11 protein-coding genes are annotated in these 16,989 nt (G+C 38.5%); 3 read left to right on the top strand and 8 right to left on the bottom strand.

The window, feature by feature from the left end; genetic code table 11:
• Window positions 1-498: 498 nt before the first annotated feature.
• Window positions 499-1,335 (bottom strand): M57 family metalloprotease, encoded by an 837-nt coding sequence (locus LQ201_RS21225; protein ID WP_230032697.1) that lies wholly within the window; start codon window positions 1,333-1,335, stop codon window positions 499-501.
• A 167-nt stretch (window positions 1,336-1,502) separates the two neighbouring features.
• On the opposite strand from LQ201_RS21225, the gene LQ201_RS21220 reads away from it, so the two are divergent.
• Window positions 1,503-4,280, top strand: a complete 2,778-nt coding sequence (locus LQ201_RS21220) for a S8 family peptidase (RefSeq protein WP_230146689.1) — start codon at window positions 1,503-1,505, stop codon at window positions 4,278-4,280.
• Between the two features lie 151 nt (window positions 4,281-4,431).
• Window positions 4,432-6,084, top strand: a complete 1,653-nt coding sequence (locus LQ201_RS21215) for a M28 family metallopeptidase (protein WP_230145187.1) — start codon at window positions 4,432-4,434, stop codon at window positions 6,082-6,084.
• A gap of 80 nt (window positions 6,085-6,164) precedes the next feature.
• Here the strand turns inward: LQ201_RS21215 and LQ201_RS21210 are convergent, their stop codons facing one another.
• Window positions 6,165-6,767, bottom strand: a complete 603-nt coding sequence (locus LQ201_RS21210; protein WP_029278561.1) for an outer membrane beta-barrel protein — start codon at window positions 6,765-6,767, stop codon at window positions 6,165-6,167.
• Between the two features lie 320 nt (window positions 6,768-7,087).
• Window positions 7,088-7,645 (bottom strand): NADPH-dependent FMN reductase, encoded by a 558-nt coding sequence (locus LQ201_RS21205; protein WP_230145188.1) that lies wholly within the window; start codon window positions 7,643-7,645, stop codon window positions 7,088-7,090.
• 103 nt (window positions 7,646-7,748) lie between these two features.
• Between LQ201_RS21205 and LQ201_RS21200 the strand changes: the two genes are divergently transcribed.
• A complete protein-coding gene (locus tag LQ201_RS21200; RefSeq protein WP_230145189.1) occupies window positions 7,749-8,951 on the top strand; it encodes an MFS transporter in 1,203 nt (400 codons plus the stop codon).
• A 325-nt stretch (window positions 8,952-9,276) separates the two neighbouring features.
• On the opposite strand, the gene LQ201_RS21195 is transcribed toward LQ201_RS21200, so the two are convergent.
• The 5 genes from LQ201_RS21195 to clpB form a co-directional block, all read right to left on the bottom strand.
• The gene (locus LQ201_RS21195; protein ID WP_230145190.1) at window positions 9,277-9,927 is read right to left on the bottom strand and encodes an outer membrane beta-barrel protein; all 651 of its coding nucleotides are present in this window, start codon (window positions 9,925-9,927) and stop codon (window positions 9,277-9,279) included.
• A gap of 161 nt (window positions 9,928-10,088) precedes the next feature.
• Window positions 10,089-10,718 (bottom strand): hypothetical protein, encoded by a 630-nt coding sequence (locus LQ201_RS21190; RefSeq protein ID WP_230145191.1) that lies wholly within the window; start codon window positions 10,716-10,718, stop codon window positions 10,089-10,091.
• 11 nt (window positions 10,719-10,729) lie between these two features.
• Window positions 10,730-11,383: a hypothetical protein gene (locus tag LQ201_RS21185; protein ID WP_029278565.1), complete on the bottom strand. Its 654-nt coding sequence runs from the start codon at window positions 11,381-11,383 to the stop codon at window positions 10,730-10,732.
• A 124-nt stretch (window positions 11,384-11,507) separates the two neighbouring features.
• Window positions 11,508-13,802: a M60 family metallopeptidase gene (locus LQ201_RS21180; protein WP_230145192.1), complete on the bottom strand. Its 2,295-nt coding sequence runs from the start codon at window positions 13,800-13,802 to the stop codon at window positions 11,508-11,510.
• Between the two features lie 169 nt (window positions 13,803-13,971).
• The gene (gene clpB, locus LQ201_RS21175) at window positions 13,972-16,572 is read right to left on the bottom strand and encodes an ATP-dependent chaperone ClpB (RefSeq protein ID WP_230145193.1); all 2,601 of its coding nucleotides are present in this window, start codon (window positions 16,570-16,572) and stop codon (window positions 13,972-13,974) included.
• Between the last annotated feature and the right edge of the window lie 417 nt (window positions 16,573-16,989).

The following is a 16,989-nucleotide window of genomic DNA, read 5'->3' as shown; positions in this document are numbered from 1 at the left end:
TTTAAAACATGATTTGTCATGGCTTATGTCCCCACAAAAGCATTTTAGTTTTATCTGTTTTTTTTGGAAAGCAAGCTTCGGTAGTTCTTCGGTTATTTCAGTCCTGCTATTGCCTATAGTCCCGATTTGAATTTTCTTGAATACAAATATTTGCTTTAATCGGGAGCTATTCGGCGCTATCAGGTTTGATTAACTTAGGGTTGTGTTCCAGATTTAAACCTTTCTATTGCAAATTTTTTCCCCTTTTCGCCATGGTTTGTGTCCTCACAAACCATTTTTATAAGAAAAGTCGTCATTGCGGGGCTAATCCTTCATTAGCCGTGGCAATCTATCCATCAGTGTTTGTTTTTGCACATTTTGTTATTTATTTAACCACAGATAAAAAGGATGGACACAGATTCAATCCGTGTTGATCTGTGTGCATCTGTGGTTAATAAACAAAAAAGCCCCGAAATTTTCGGGGCTTCTGATCTGTTAAGGTAATCCGTTGTGTTTTTTTTATTTGTAAAGGTAGTTTACCGCAATCACATCATTTGCATTGAAAGTACGGTTACCACCATTAGAACAGGCCAACATAAATGAGCCTGCATCAGGAGTTGAAGGTGTTCCTGGGATTCTAACAGCGCCCACATTCGATGCGCCTTCGTTGCCTGCACCACTTGCGCCACAGCTAAAGGCACGGTTCATATAATCCGTATGGCGGAAACCGATACAATGGCCAACTTCGTGCTGGATCACAGAAGCGAGGTACAATAAATTAGGATTGGTTCCATAAGCCGCTGTGTTGGTGTTCATTCTGATCTGGTTAAAAGGCTGGCCTGAAGAAGTAGGGAAACCCGCAGAGCCTAAGGTAATAAAGCCGCCACTTGGACCTTCGTTAAAGCCAACAACGTTAATGTTTCCGGTTGTACCTGCGCTAGCCCTTTGGAAAGTAATACGTAAACCCAACGAGTTGTATCTCGAAATCATGGTGTTTACAGCATCGCTATATACCTGAGGTAAATTGGTTACCGACACTGTAATTACACGTGGTAATGATTTGACAATGTTTGTGGTTCGGTACTGCTCGGTTTCGGCAATGTTTAAATTTGCACCAGTAGAAGGTTCAGCTAAATTGTCATCAGTTAAAAGAATATCTCCCTCTACCAAATAACCTTCATCTGTTTTGCGGATATTGTCGGTGCTAAAGCCTAGAGATTTGATTTGTGATAATTTGTCTGCTGAAATTTCAGTTTTGTTTTCTACCGCGTTTTCTGTATTATTACTCTTACATGAGTATAGGTTAGCGAGTAAAAGGCATACTGCTGCAATCGATAAAAATTTTGTTGTTTTCATCTTAGTTGGAATTAAATTAGTTTAGGTTGAATAAGTTAGTTAATAAAATTTGTGGATTACCTTATTAATCCTAATTTAGAGAAGATAAACGATGTAAACAAAATTTTATAATAAAATAATTTTTGAAAGTCAATACTGTATTTTTAGTTATATGTTTTTGTCTGTCTGTGCTTGGTTTAAACGCACAAGTACAACCTGCTGGAATAGAAAAATATTTTGAGAAATATATTTCCAAAAATGGCAATTCGCAAAAATTAGGCACCGAAGGGCTCATTTTGGTCCGGTTCAATCGTACGTTGACGGCTACCGAAATTCAATTATTAAACCCTAAAAAGAAACTTGCCGGCGATTATTTTATTGTCGAAAAACCGGCTGTCTCCAGCCTCTCTAATCATGTAATTTATCAAGAGAAAGCTAACGGACTATGGAAGGCCAGCGATCGGTTAATTAAAGTGCTTGCCAAGTCTACAAAAAAGAACGATTCCATCCTGGTTAGGTTATCCTTTAAAAATGTAAATGCTTTACCTGGTTCAGCTAAAAACTTAAGCGTAAAATCAATAGACCATGTCAACAACCTGATTATGGTTAATATTTTGCAGGCTGATTTAATGTTGATATTGGAACTGGACGATGTTTTATACGCCGATGTTTTGCCTGTAGCTAAAGAGGAAGTTGTAATTAATGGCATCGACCTCGGCTTAAACCAAATTTCTAATGCCCACAGTCTTTTTCCGGGTATCGAAGGTGCGGGGATAAATGTTTCCTTTAAAGAAGGGATGTATGATGCGACTGATCTTGATCTGCTGGGGAAAACATTACCTGGCGCGATTATCGGCAAAACACCAACTACCCATGCTACCATTATGGCCACCTTAGCATTAGGAAACGGCAATTCATTTATCCGTGGTTTAGGTGCCGCACCTAAATCCAAATTGGCATATTCTGATTTTTCTAACCTCATGCCAGATTTGGTTACAGATTTAAATCGGCTTCAGATTAAAGTTCAAAACCATTCGTATGGTACCGATATAGATAATGACTACGGAATGGAAGCCGCAGCATACGATAAGCAGATTTACGAAACCGATACTTTGATCCATGTTTTTTCTGCCGGAAATAAAGGAACAACAACGCCATCAGTTGGTTTTTATCAAGGGATAACCGCCAGGGCCAACTTAACAGGCAATTTTAAGCAGGCTAAAAATTTATTGGTGATCGGAGGGATTAACAGAGAAAATGTTTCTGAAAATCTGAGCAGCAAAGGTCCTGCCTATGATGGGCGCGTAAAACCGGAACTTGTTGCCTTGGGCGAAGACGGAACATCGGGCTCTGCTGCAATTACCAGTGGATCAATCGCATTGTTAGAACAATTTTATCAGCAGAAATATAAAAAAGCGGCTTCTGCTTCATTAATTAGAGCAACAGTAATTAATTCGGCTGATGATTTGGGAGCACCACAGCTAGATTTTTTATATGGCTATGGCAAATTGAATGTGGCCCAATCGTTAAAAACTTTAGATGAAAACAGGGCGTCTTTGTATGAAGTGGCCAAAAATCAGGATTTGCTTATTCCCTTGGCAATTCCGGCTAATGTAGCTGAAGTGAAACTAACCATTACCTGGAACGATCCTCCTGCTGTTGTAAATGCAGCACAAAGTTTGGTTAATGGATTGGATTTAAGTCTCGAAAATCCTGCTGGAAATTTAACGCTACCCTGGGTGTTAAGCAGCTTTCCTCATTTAGATTCCCTCTCAAAGCCAGCGGTGCGTAAAGCCGATGTTATCAATACCATTCAGCAGGTTAGTCTCGATAACCCCTCAGCAGGTACTTATAATATTCATGTTAAGGGTAACAGGATTACACAGGGTAATAACCAGCGCTTTGCAATAGCTTATCGTTTTATATTCAAAAACACTTTTTCTTTCATCAATCCTGAAAAAAACGAATATTTTTTTGCCAATGAACAAAATTATATCAGGTGGGAAAATAATTACACCAGTAAAACTGGCAACTTATCGGTCAGCTATGATGAAGGGGCTACATGGAAATCAATTGCTTCGGGGATCGATTTAAGCAAAGGTTTTTACAATTGGAATACTCCAGATTTGTTTGCAAAAGCAATGATAAAAATGGAAGTGGATGGAAATGTAATATTGAGCCAATCATTTACGATTTCTAGTCCGAGGACATTGAAAGTTGGCTATGTATGTAAAGACGGTGCTGTGCTCAGTTGGGACCCACAGCCTGGTGCAAAAGATTATACTTTGTACAATATTGTGGATAATATTCTTTCTCCGGTGCTAACCCTTACTGATACTATAGTTAAGCTTGGTGCAGGCAAAATTAATAGTAAATATTTTGCGATAGCAGCTAACGGGATAGGTTTTACAGGTTTAAAAAGTTATACCATAGATTATACGCAGCAGGGAATTGCCTGTTATGTAAGGAATTTATCGGCATCTGTAAGTGAGGGTAAAGTAAAACTAGATCTCAGTATTGGAAGTACCTTGGATTTAAAGAATATCATTTGGGAAAAACAGACCGGGCCAAATACTTTTAGTGTTTTACAGCAGACGAAGCCAGTTTCAAATCAACTCGATTATACAATTTTTGATGAAAAGCCAAAAGCTGGAATCCAGTTTTACCGCGTTACTTTCGAAACTGCCAACGGCCAGGTGCAGAGCGATCTGGTTTCGGCAGTGTTTCTTAAGGACAATGAATTTTCTTTCTTTCCCAATCCAGTTGCCGATTATTTAACTATTCTGAGTGGATCATTTGAAGATTATAGTCTATCTATTTTTAACATATTAGGACAGAAGGTTTTTGAGGAAAAGGCCACAAGTTCGAGCCGTTTTTTGCTCAACGCTTTATCAACAGGTGTTTATGTTGGTGTGATCAATAAAAATGGGCAACAGTTGAGGAAATTTAAGCTGATTAAGCAATAGATTTATTCATTCAGATCTCTCCTCCGAAGGAGTTCCTTGGGAACACTGCGATTGAGATGAGAGGACGTTTCATAGTTACCTGTGAGAATTTGCCATTTTCTTCGTATTTTTCAGCAAATGAAATTTTTTATTGAAATTCAATTCTTTACAAATGAAAAAACTCCTTCTACTTTCCAGTTGTGCGCTCCTGTTCTTTGTCTCCTGTAAACAAGGTGCAAAAAGTACTGGCGCTGGTGCTGATTCTTTAGCCATTAAAGCCATTAACGATTCGAGTTTAACCCAATATTTATCGGTAATTGCGGCTGATAGTTTAGAAGGACGAAAACCTTTTACCAATGGAGAAACCAAAACCATTAATTATCTAAAAAATCAGTTCGAAAAACTAGGCCTGGAGCCGGGCAATGGAGATAGTTTCTTTCAGGAGGTACCCATGGTAGAAATTAAATCTGTGCCAGAAGATAAAATGGTTCTCAAAGGAAAAACTGCATCCTTAACACTCAATTATTTAACCGATTTTGTGGCTGGCACGCGCCGTGTGCAAAATGAGGTAAGCCTAAGTAACTCACCGCTGGTTTTTGCGGGCTATGGCATTGTTGCACCCGAGTATGGCTGGAACGATTATGCAAACCTAAACGTAAAGGGGAAAACGGTGGTGGTGTTGATAAATGATCCGGGCTTTGCTGATTCTACCTTGTTTAAAGGTAAAAATATGACTTACTATGGCCGATGGACCTATAAGTTTGAAGAAGCGGCAAGACAGGGGGCTACAGGGGTTATTATTGTTCATGATACCGAGCCTGCAGCTTATCCCTGGACAGTTGTGCGCAGTGGCTGGTCGAAATCTAAACTTACCCTGCAAAGCGAAGACAATGGAATGAGCAGGACTGTAGTAGAAGGCTGGATTACTTTAGATAATGCGAAACAGCTATTTGCACTGGATGGTAAATCATTCGATCAATTGGCTTTAAGTGCGCGGAAAAAAGGTTTTAAAGCTGTTGATTTAAATGTTACCACCTCATTAAAGGTTAAAAATACCATCAAAAAATCGGTTACTTATAATGTTCTGGCTAAAATACCAGGCGATAAGCGTAAAGATGAAGCTATTATTTATTCAGCACATTGGGATCATCTAGGTGTGGGAGAAAAAATACAGGGTGATTCTATTTATAATGGAGCGGTTGATAATGCAACAGGCGTAGCTTCTTTATTCGAAATTGCTTCAGCCTTTAAAAAGTTACCTAAAGCTCCCGGGCGTACGATTTTGTTTATTTCTTATACGGCTGAAGAACAGGGGCTTTTAGGTTCTGAGTATTATGCCAAACACCCAGCTTTTCCTTTGGCTAAAACGGTTGCCAATATCAATATGGATATGATGGGTATAGCAGGTAAAACCAAAGATATTGTGGTATATGGTTTTGGCCAGTCAGAACTCGAAGATTATGCTGCAGCGGCGGCTAAAAAGCAGGGGCGGGTAATCGTGCCAGATCCTGTTCCGTCATCGGGATTATACTACCGTTCCGATCATTTTAATTTAGCCAAGGTTGGTGTACCCTCCTTGTTTACAGGTTCTGGCGTAGATAATATCAAAAACGGCAGGGCATGGGGATTGAAGCAGGTAGCCGATTTTACTAAATTCCGTTATCATTCGCCACAGGATAATTTCGATGCCAAAACATGGGATTTATCAGGTATTGTAGAAGATGTAAGAATGCTTTTTGATATGGGTTACCGAATCAGTAATGAAGATTCGTATCCGAAATGGAAAGACGGCTCTGAATTTAAAGCCATCAGAGAAAAGAAGTAAACAAAAAGCGTCCCGATGGTAAACCGGGACGCTCTTCGAAAAAAAAGTCATTTATTAAATTTCCCTTAAGGGAGAATTAATTAAAAGTAGAACTGAACACCTAATCTTGGTGCGAAAGTATCAGCGTTTAAACCGAAAGTGTTTGTTTTTAATTTAGCACCTGTACCTTCTGCTTTCAAAGTATAGTTTTCATAACTTAAACCTTTAACCGAAAGTTCGATACCGATTCTTTTTGTTGGGAAAAACGCAAATCCTGGAGCAAGTTCTACACCGATTTTAGTGGTAGTACCCAATTTAACTGCGTTGTCGCCGTTAGCATCAGTTGCTTTTAACTCACCAAATGCCAATGGCACTGATAATTGTCCGAAGAATTTAAATTGATCAGATAAACCAACATAGTAACGTCCGAATGGAGCAACTTTAAAAGCGCCATCCTGAGTTTTGTTGCTTACTTCTTTATTGTATTCGTAACCAACACCGGTACCGATTGCAAAATTGTTGCTGATAAAATAACCAACACTTGGTAATACGCTAAAGCTGAAATCTGCTTTTGGAGCACCGTCTACTTTTGTAGAGTTTACACCTACGTTACCGCCCAACATAAAATTTCCTTTTTCAGTTTGTGCTTGTGCACCATAAACTAAACCTGCTACTGCTACTAAAGATAATAATAGTTTTTTCATCTTTTTTATTATTTATTTGTTATAAAAATATAGTCAATTTTACTTTTTTAATTTCTGACTATATTTGGATAAAAGTCAACACTTGTGCCAAAAACCTTTACCTGCGTCATCAAAAAATCAGTTTTTGGTCAACTGCTTAATTGTTAAACAGATATAAAATTAGTGTTAAGTCAATATTATTTTCGCGTGACTATAAATTAATCGACTGATTAATTTTTTAGACATGACAGATTGACAATCTGACTATTTTTGTATAAATGTCAGATTGTAAAATGCCGAAAATGTCAGGTTTTTGGCAAGGGACCTGTTGCAGTTTTGGATTAAACCTTACAAGCAGAAATTAAATTTTCTATTTTCTTTTTAATAATACTGATGGTTTTCTCGTCGGTTAGATTTCCTTCAGCATCGAATTTATTTTGAGCTTGGGCAACTAAAACTTCTGGTTGTAAAACCGGGTTCATATTCAGGAATGTAAAAACAGGCAAAAACGCTGTTTGCATTCTAACCGTTCCCCACATACCTTGTGTTGCGCCCATCACAGCAACTGGTTTATGCATCAAAGGCGAATCTTTTCCACGGCTGGCCCAGTCGATGGCATTTTTTAATCCACCGGGAATAGAATAATTATACTCAGGAGAAACAATAATAAAAGCATCTGCAGTGGCAAGGGCATCTCTGAATTTCGTTACGCTCGCGGGCCTTTCTTCAACTTCGGGTAAATCATGATCTGCATTGTAAACAGGAATATCATCGAAAGTAACCGTCTCGAACTGGATACCTTCAGGGATTAACCCGCCTGCTACCTGTAGCAGCATGGCATTGTATGATCCCTTTCTTAAACTTCCGCATAAGCCAACAATTTTTCTATTCTTTTCCATAGCTATAAAACCAAAACTTTATAAAAATGTTTGGTTTTTGCAAGGACACATCGTTTAGTTTAAAAATTTATAATCACTATTTTTGGCGGTATAATTTACCGATATGACTGAGAATAGCACAACCACTTCCATTATTGAAAAAACCGTTTTCCCAATACTTTTCGCTTTAAGTTTTTCGCATTTACTTAATGATACCATACAATCGTTAATTCCTGCAATTTATCCCATCATTAAAACCAGCTATCATTTAAGTTTTTCGCAGATCGGACTAATTACATTGACCTTTCAGTTAGCCGCGTCACTGTTACAGCCTTTTGTGGGTTTATACACTGATAAAAAGCCTCAACCATACTCGTTGGCTGTTGGCATGGGTTTTACCCTGATCGGGTTAATTTCGCTTTCACAATCAACCCATTTTTACACCATATTACTTTCTGTATGTTTTATTGGGATAGGTTCTTCTATATTTCACCCCGAGGCGTCACGTATGGCACACGCTGCATCAGGCGGGAAGAGGGGATTGGCTCAATCTGTTTTTCAATTGGGGGGCAATGCAGGGAGTTCTTTAGGTCCGTTGTTGGCTGCCTGGATTATAGTCCCTTATGGACAGTTCAGCGTGATCTGGTTTTCGGTAATTGCGCTTTTAGCCATTATTATCCTCACCTATGTAGGCAATTGGTACAGGGGATTTATGCTTTCGAAAAGTAAAAAAATCAATATTCAAACTGTTGTGAACCAATTTTCAAGAACTAAGGTGGTTTTCTCGGTGTGTATTTTACTCTTGCTGATTTTCTCCAAATATTTCTACATGGCGAGTTTGACCAATTATTTTACCTTTTACCTGATTGATAAATTTCATGTTTCGGTGCAAACCTCACAAATCTATTTATTTGTGTTTTTATTTTCAGTAGCTGCCGGAACCTTATTGGGTGGGCCAATAGGCGATAAAATAGGGCGTAAATATGTAATATGGGCATCTATATTAGGTACTGCTCCGTTTGCATTGCTACTGCCACATGCAAACCTGTTTTGGGTAGGTGTGCTAATTGTCCCTATTGGAATGATTTTAGCATCAGCTTTCTCGGCAATTTTAGTTTATGCACAGGAACTGATTCCCGGCAAAGTTGGTTTGGTTGCAGGTTTGTTTTTTGGCTTTGCCTTTGGCATGGGTGGTATAGGATCGGCGCTATTGGGGAAACTTGCCGATTCTACGAGTATCGGATACGTATTTAATATTTGTGCATTTCTGCCTTTAATCGGTTTACTAACCGGATTCTTACCGAACATTGAAACGAAGAAGAAATAAAAGAGAAGAACTGTAGGCAATGAGGAGTCGTCATTGCGAGAAGGCTTTTTCAGCCGACGAAGCAATCTTACTACGATCGCTACTAGCGTGTGCTTTAAGATTATTCATTTGTGCAGTTGTTTTTACAGGCATTCATGAGCTCAATCGTTCGGTTATCTTCGTTCCTCGCAATGACGATTTTTCTTTTTAGATCTTTAAATGGTTACCTATAGAAGACTAGCCAAAATATATGTTTTTAGCGTTTCAACAGGCTCTCCGTAGGAGTCCTTTGGACAGCGTGGCATATTCGATGCGAAATTAACTTTGCAGAACAGCCTCCATTAGCTTAAAAGTGAAAATTAAATCCAAGAAATGGATCGAAGGTGTTTAAGCCAAACTCAAATGCTTCTGCTTCATACCAAATATTTGCAGCTGATTGATCACCGTAATCAATTTTATGATATGACAACAAAGAGAAGCCAAGTTCTATGCCAAATTTTTTAGTGGGAAAAAATGCTAGCCCTGGTCTAATCGACGCATTGTATTGTGTAAATTTCGTATTAGGCATAATACTATAGCTATTGCGGATACTACCTGATTCATTGATTTTTGCAAAACCGATTGTTCCACTAAACTGGCCAAAAGCTTTAAATTTATCAACAATATCTACATAATATCTTACCACGGGGCCGATTGAGAAAGTTTTTTGCTTACTTGTTCTTGTATGGGTGATGTTAGTGTTAGCATCAAAACTACTGTTAAAATTTTTAGTATAACCAGCACCAGCAATTAATCCAATTGCTAAGTTTTTAGAAAAAAAATGTGCATAACTCGGATTGATGCCATAAAAATATCTTTTTTCGTAATTTGGCGATTCAGTTTTTGACGAAGAAATACTTAAACTTCCTCCAATTAAGTTGTCTCCTTTTTCTGTTTGGGCATGAGTTGCCATGGCGATAGCGCATAGTGCTACCAACGTTAATAATTGTTTTTTCATTTTCATTTGTGTTTTTGTGTATTCAATGATAGCATAAAAAACAATATAAAACTATATATTTAGTTAATTTTATGTTAATTTTTTGAATGTCAGTAAATAAAAAAAACACCGATCTGATTTATTAGGTCGGTGTTCGGTAATAAGAATGAATGGATTGTATTTTACTTCGAATTTGCATTCAGGATAAAATAGTACAGTTCAGTAGAAGAGAAATTGAAATCACTACCTGTTTCACCTGTAATTGATTTGAGCTTTCCATTTTCTTCGGGAAAAATGCTTCTGTAGTATTCGATCTGGGCACCGCCTATTGATTTGATCTTTCCATTTTCTTCAGGGAAATTGCTTCTGTAATATTCGATGGTAACATTACCGATTGATTTGATTTTTCCATCCTCCTCAGGGAATATACTTCGATAATATTCGATTGGCATATCCCCGACTGATTTTACCTTTCCATTTTCTTCAGGAAAGATGCTTCTGGAATATTCGATTTTTTTATCGCCGATAGATTTAACTTTACCATTTTCCTCAGGGAAAATACTTCTATTGTATTCAAATTTTTTATCTCCGATGGATTTAATCTTTCCGTTCTCTTCCGGGAAGATGCTTCGATAATATTCTATTTTTTTATTTCCAATAGACTCTGGCTTCCCGTTTTCTTCGGGGAAAATACTTTTATAATATTTTATTTCAGTGCTTTCTGTTGTCTGGGCTTTCACATTACATGCGTAGATTAAAAGCAGTACTAAGCTTAAAACCTTTAAGCTTAGTGAGTTGAATATGTTTCTCATTTGATCAGAGATTAAAAATGATAATTGAATGTAAATGTTGGGGTGAAATTCTGCAGCGCCAATTTCAGGTTATTGGTTTTGTCGTAATTGTAGAGCGATCCTTCCGAATAATAATTTTGGTGAAAGAAGTTTACGATTGGAAAAGAAAACTCAATTGCAGAATGGTCTGACACGAAATAGGTGAAACCAGGACTTATACTGGCCCCATATCCCTTTACTCTGGCATCGGTACGGATGAGGTAACCATCCTCATCAATACGGTTAAAGGTGTTTAATTGAAGCAGGAGATTGGCCTGCATAAAGAATTTAAAACGGTCTTTAACGTCAATGTATTTACGCACGAAGGGGGAGAAGCCAATACTAAATTCCTTTACGCCATGGCGGTCTTCGTATCTGCCATCTTCTTCATCCCATACAATATAATCTTCTCTTCTAAGTTTAGAAAGATTTAAAGGGATTTCTAAACCTATGGCAAAATTATTGGCCAAAAAATAACCTCCGCGCGGCGTTAGGGTAAAAGTGTTAAGGCTTGGTGAAGAACTGTTTTGTTTGGATGTTCCAAAACTGGCGCTCATGCCAACAAAGCCCGAGCCCTTTTCAGTTTGGGCATAACAGCGCCAACTGACGGCGCATAGCAGCGCCATGATGATTAATTTAGGTTTCATTTTATTTGTGTTTTTGTGTGTAATCAATAATAATCATTATTGAAACAAAAAACAAGAAAATGAACTATCATGTTAGTTACTTTTTAGATAAAATCCCGCAGATTTAGCTACGGGATAATATACGTTAATGCGAAAGATAAGCAACGAGCTCGGTGGGGAGCCAGGTTTTATAGCCGCGTGTATCATTTTTTGCTTTTTCACTCACGGGTATTTTCCAGACTTCGAAAAAGGAAGATAAATTGGCATTGGTAGTTTTACAGATGGTTGTATACCAGAGATCGATCCTTTGCTGATTACTCAGCGGATGGTCGTAGTATTTTCTGGGGTCCATTTCACGGTATATTTTATTGGCTTTGATAATGGGTTCCCATCTAAAACTTTCAATAATCTGGATATACATACTTAGGGCGGCAAATGGATCATTCCCCCATTTTTCGAAGCTAGGTTGATTTTCGAGATAACCCTTGATTCTTTTTCTTACTTCTTCTTTGCTGCTAATTGCATCATGATTATAAATTCCTTTTTTCAGTACCTTATCATACACATACATTGAATAAAGATTTGTAGTTACTTCGCTTACCTGGTCCATATCAAGTGCCCAAAATTGATGGCGATGCCCCAGCTCATGAAAATGCCCCCAACTTCCTGTTGTTCCTACAATTTTTTCATCAAGCATCCAGGCACAGCTTTGGTCGTCAGGTGCCACAATTTTATCCCAAACGGTAAACATATAACCGTAAGCTACCTGGTTATCAATAATAATTCTTTCGGGATGTGTCCTGTTCCGGTTGATGATGGCCAGATCGGCATCAGCATCCATTACCTGGTTCCAGAATTTCATTAACGATTCTGGATTTTTTAAGTTTTTGATCCTGTAGGAAGGAACGGTAAGAATAATGTTGTTGGTAGCAAGTTCTGCCCATGGAGCTGGGTTATTTTTGATTGCTTCCCATTCGGCAAGGGTATTCTTTTCTAATTTATAATAAGGTGCCTTAACCACACCACTTGCTGTAATATTGATTGATTTTAGGGTAGAACTATCCGAAATCTTTACGTATAACAGACCACCATAAGGGGAAAAAACTGTTGTGGTATCTTTATCCAGTTCGAACGATCTTGTTAAATCAAAACCGCCCCTTACTAGATTATCCATGTGTTTTAAATCGTCGTTATGGATGCCGATCTGAGCCTTTAAATGTTGGTTTTTGTATTTAGAATCGACCACAATATTGACTTTCTCACCCGCTGGTACGTAAACCCCGGTACTGTGCAGCCTGAAATAATTTGGATAAGGATCAGCTAATCCCTGTGATCCTACTTTTACTTCTATGTTAATCTGCTCAACAGTCCGTTTTGCATTTTTAGGCACCTCTCCGGGAAAAAATTTGCTATCAGGATATACAAAATTTGCTGCTTCGCTGGTATTGTGGGTTTTATCAAAAAGATATTTGGAAAATTTATAGCCTGCCTTTTTTGCAGGAGTAGAAATATCAAGAGGGTTTTTTATGCTTGGTACGGCGAGTGTATCACTAATTGATAATATCGACTTTACTTTTTTTATGATCTGGCTGGTATCTGCATTATACAAAAAAGCGAGTTCGAGGGTTGGTTCTATAACATAGGCATACTCGCTTGGGTCGATTGCTTTGGGAACGGGTTTGACCAGTTCTCTTGTAATATTTTTCAGGTTAAGATAAAAAGGTTCATTTTTGAATGTTAGGCTATCTTTTGTATTTTCTACCAGAAACAAAGTATATGCGTTAAATATGCCTGCTTTGCTTAATACGCTATTGATTTTCACCAGATCGTTTAAATATGATTTGGATTGATCGCGGTGCTTAAAAATATAGGGATATGGCGAACCATAAATCAGACTGCCACCATCACGAACAAATTTTTCGAGTGCATGCTGTTCTGTGGTATCTGTTACATCTTCTGTTAAAAAGTAAAGATCGGTTTTATCCTCTATTTTAGTGTTTTCCGCTACGTAAACTTTTGCTTTATTGGCTTTTAATAGACTAAGCAAAGCAGGGTCGGCAGTTTTGGTTACCGCTACTTTTAGTTTTTTTGGATGATCAGTTGCATTTTCGAGAATATTTTTTAGTAGTTTCTGGATGTTTTGATCGGCCAATAATTTACTTTTAAAATAATCTGATGAGCCAATGGCAAAAATCTGCCCTTTACCAAGGCTACCAGTCATTATAACTGTAGTTAAAACTTCGGTTTGAGGGACAAGGCGATGGGTTGCAATGATCTCTGGATTTTCATTTGTGGTGTAAAACACTGAAACAAATGTGCCAGTATCAGGCATGGGTAAGGTTGTAATATTTTTTAAGAGTGCCGGTTTTTGAAATTTTTGCGCGAAGGCCTTGCATGTAAAAAAAGCCAAAATCAAGAGCGGATAGATTTTTGTGTTCATTTTCAAGAGGTTGTGTTTTACAATTCTAGTCATCTTAAATTGCTATCACAACAATGTAAGTGTTAAAAAAAGCTAAAAAAAGCTTCCTCCTAAACTTAGATATACAGATTTAAAGAGCAAAAAAAAACCGCCCCGATATAATCGGGACGGCGTTTAATCGCTGAATATATTAACCAGCATTTTGGTTCAGGAACACAAAATTATGATCGAACATATCCAGCTTAATTTTGCTGTCTTTATCTATCTTACCCGCCAATATCTCTTTCGATAATTCATTTAGTATTCTTTTTTGGATAACCCTTTTTAACGGTCTGGCACCAAACTGAGGGTCGTAACCCAATTGTGCCAGCCAATCTAAAGCTTCATCACTGGCATCCATTTCTATACCCATTTCGGCCAATGTTTGCTGTACATGTTTAAACTGTAAGCTTACAATGTTTCTAATTTCGCTGCGGTTTAATGGTGTAAACATAATCAGCTCGTCAATCCTGTTCAAAAATTCCGGGCGAATGGTCTGTTTTAATACCTCGAACAATTCGTTTTTGGTTTTGGCAATTATCTCCTCGCGGTTTTCATCAATCAAGTTTTTAAAGTTATCCTGAATTAAATGCGCACCGATGTTCGAGGTCATGATGATGATGGTGTTTTTGAAATTCACTGTCCTGCCTTTATTATCGGTTAAACGGCCATCATCCAACACCTGTAACAGGATATTAAATACATCCGGGTGTGCTTTTTCAATCTCATCAAGCAATACCACAGAATAAGGTTTACGCCTAACGGCTTCGGTTAACTGTCCGCCTTCATCATAACCAACATATCCCGGCGGCGCTCCAATTAGACGCGATACTGCATGACGTTCCTGATATTCACTCATATCGATCCGTGTTAGCGCATTTTCATCGTTGAATAAGAATTCTGCCAAGGCCTTTGCCAGCTCAGTTTTACCTACTCCGGTTGTACCTAAAAAGATGAAAGAGCCGATTGGTTTACGTTTATCCTGCAAGCCTGCACGCGAGCGACGGATCGCATCAGAAATGGCTTCGATTGCTTCATCCTGACCAGCCACGCGCTGGTGTAATTCTTCTTCTAAATGAAGTAATTTTTCACGTTCACTGGCAATCAGTTTGGTTACCGGAATACCTGTCCAGCGACCAACCACACCTGCAATATCATCAGCTGTAACTTCTTCTTTAAGCATACGGCTATCGCTTTGCTGGCTTTCTAAATCGACTTTCAGTTTTTCAACTTTATCCTGTGCCTCTTTAATTTTTCCATAACGGATTTCGGCTACTTTACCATAATCGCCTGCACGTTCTGCCTGTTCGGCTTCTAACTTGTAGTGCTCAATCTGCTCTAACTCGTTGTTTACCGCATCTACCAGGTCTTTCTCGCCTTGCCATTTGGCTTTAAATTCATCACGTTCGGCTGATAAGTTGGCAATTTCTTCTGAAAGTTCTTTGACCTTTCTGTCGTCTTTTTCGCGTTTAATGGCTTCGCGTTCAATTTCTAAACGCATAATTTCACGGTCTAAAGCATCCACATTTTCTGGCACGCTGTCCATTTCCATGCGCAATTTAGATGCGGCCTCATCCATTAAATCGATGGCCTTATCTGGCAAGAAACGGTCTGAAATGTACCGCTGACTCATTTCTACAGCTGCGATTATTGCTTCATCTTTAATCCTTACCTTATGGTGTGTTTCGTAACGTTCTTTTAATCCACGGAGGATAGAAATCGCATCCTGTGTATCAGGTTCTTCAACCATTACTTTTTGGAAACGACGCTCTAGTGCTTTATCCTTTTCTAAATATTTTTGATATTCGTCTAAAGTTGTTGCTCCAATGGCACGCAACTCTCCACGGGCAAGAGCAGGTTTTAAAATGTTCGCTGCATCCATTGCGCCTTCGCCACCACCAGCACCTACCAAAGTGTGGATCTCATCAATAAACAATACGATTTCGCCATCGCTCTGGGTAACTTCTTTAACCACAGCTTTTAAACGTTCTTCGAACTCGCCTTTATATTTTGCACCTGCAATAAGCGAACCCATATCGAGCGAATAAACCACTTTGCTTTTTAAATTTTCAGGTACATCACCTTTAATAATCCTGAAGGCAATACCCTCTGCAATGGCTGTTTTACCTACACCGGGTTCACCAATTAAAATAGGGTTGTTCTTGGTTCTGCGTGATAAAATCTGGATCACCCGACGGATTTCTTCATCGCGGCCGATCACCGGATCAAGCTTTCCGCTCTCGGCATACTCGTTTAAATTTCTTGCATATTTGCTTAGGGCCTGGTAAGTAGCTTCTGCATTTTGATCCGTTACACGGTTATCGCCACGCAATTCTACAATGGCTTTTTTAAGGTCCTTCTCGTTAACGCCCTGCTCTTTCAATAATTTCGAAGTGCTATCGTTAACGGCTAATATGCCTAATAATAAATGCTCTACAGACACAAATTCATCTTTAAATTCTTTTAAAAATGTTTGCGCTTTCTGCAGGGTGCTATTGGCATTAGATGACAGATAGACATTGCTTCCGCTCACTTTCGGGAACCTGGCAATCTCTGCATCTAAGTTTTGATTTAGTGAATTTAGGTTCACGTTCAGTTTCTTTAAAACATAAGAAACCACGTTTTCATCAACAGTAAGCAAACCTTTAAGCAAGTGTGCCGTTTCAATAGCCTGTTGCTGATTGCCTTGGGCTATTTCAGAAGCCTGTTGAACTGCTTCCTGGGCTTTTATAGTAAAATTGTTGAAGTTCATATTCCGTTTAAGTCAAAACAAATGCCATAGCAGTTTTGATTTTGCAATCGGAAATTTTGTCGGTAAGATTTAATTTTTAATGACTAAATTGCTGATTTGTAATACTTTATACTGAAAAATTGTCGTGTATTGTTTTCAGTATACCAGGTTTGTGTTATAAATTGCCAACCGTTAACTGCCAACTGATTTGGGCGTTACCCTAATCCCGATGAATCGGGAAAGGGTCCGGGCTTTTCAGGGCTGCGCTGCGCTCCGGTACCGATGAAGGATCGGTACTGAACCCTTACAATCCCTAACGCGGAATCATTGGTGTCATTCTGAACGTAGTGAAGAATCTCTATTTACAATGCATACACTTTGAAGCAATATTAATTGATGAAATCAATAATCTATCGCTTAAAGATCCTTCGTGCCTCA

Origin of the sequence: Pedobacter sp. Bi126, assembly GCF_918698245.1 — a bacterium.
Lineage (GTDB): Bacteria > Bacteroidota > Bacteroidia > Sphingobacteriales > Sphingobacteriaceae > Pedobacter.
The sequence above is the reverse complement of the archived record's forward strand: the minus strand, read 5'-3'. Positions and strand labels throughout refer to the sequence as shown.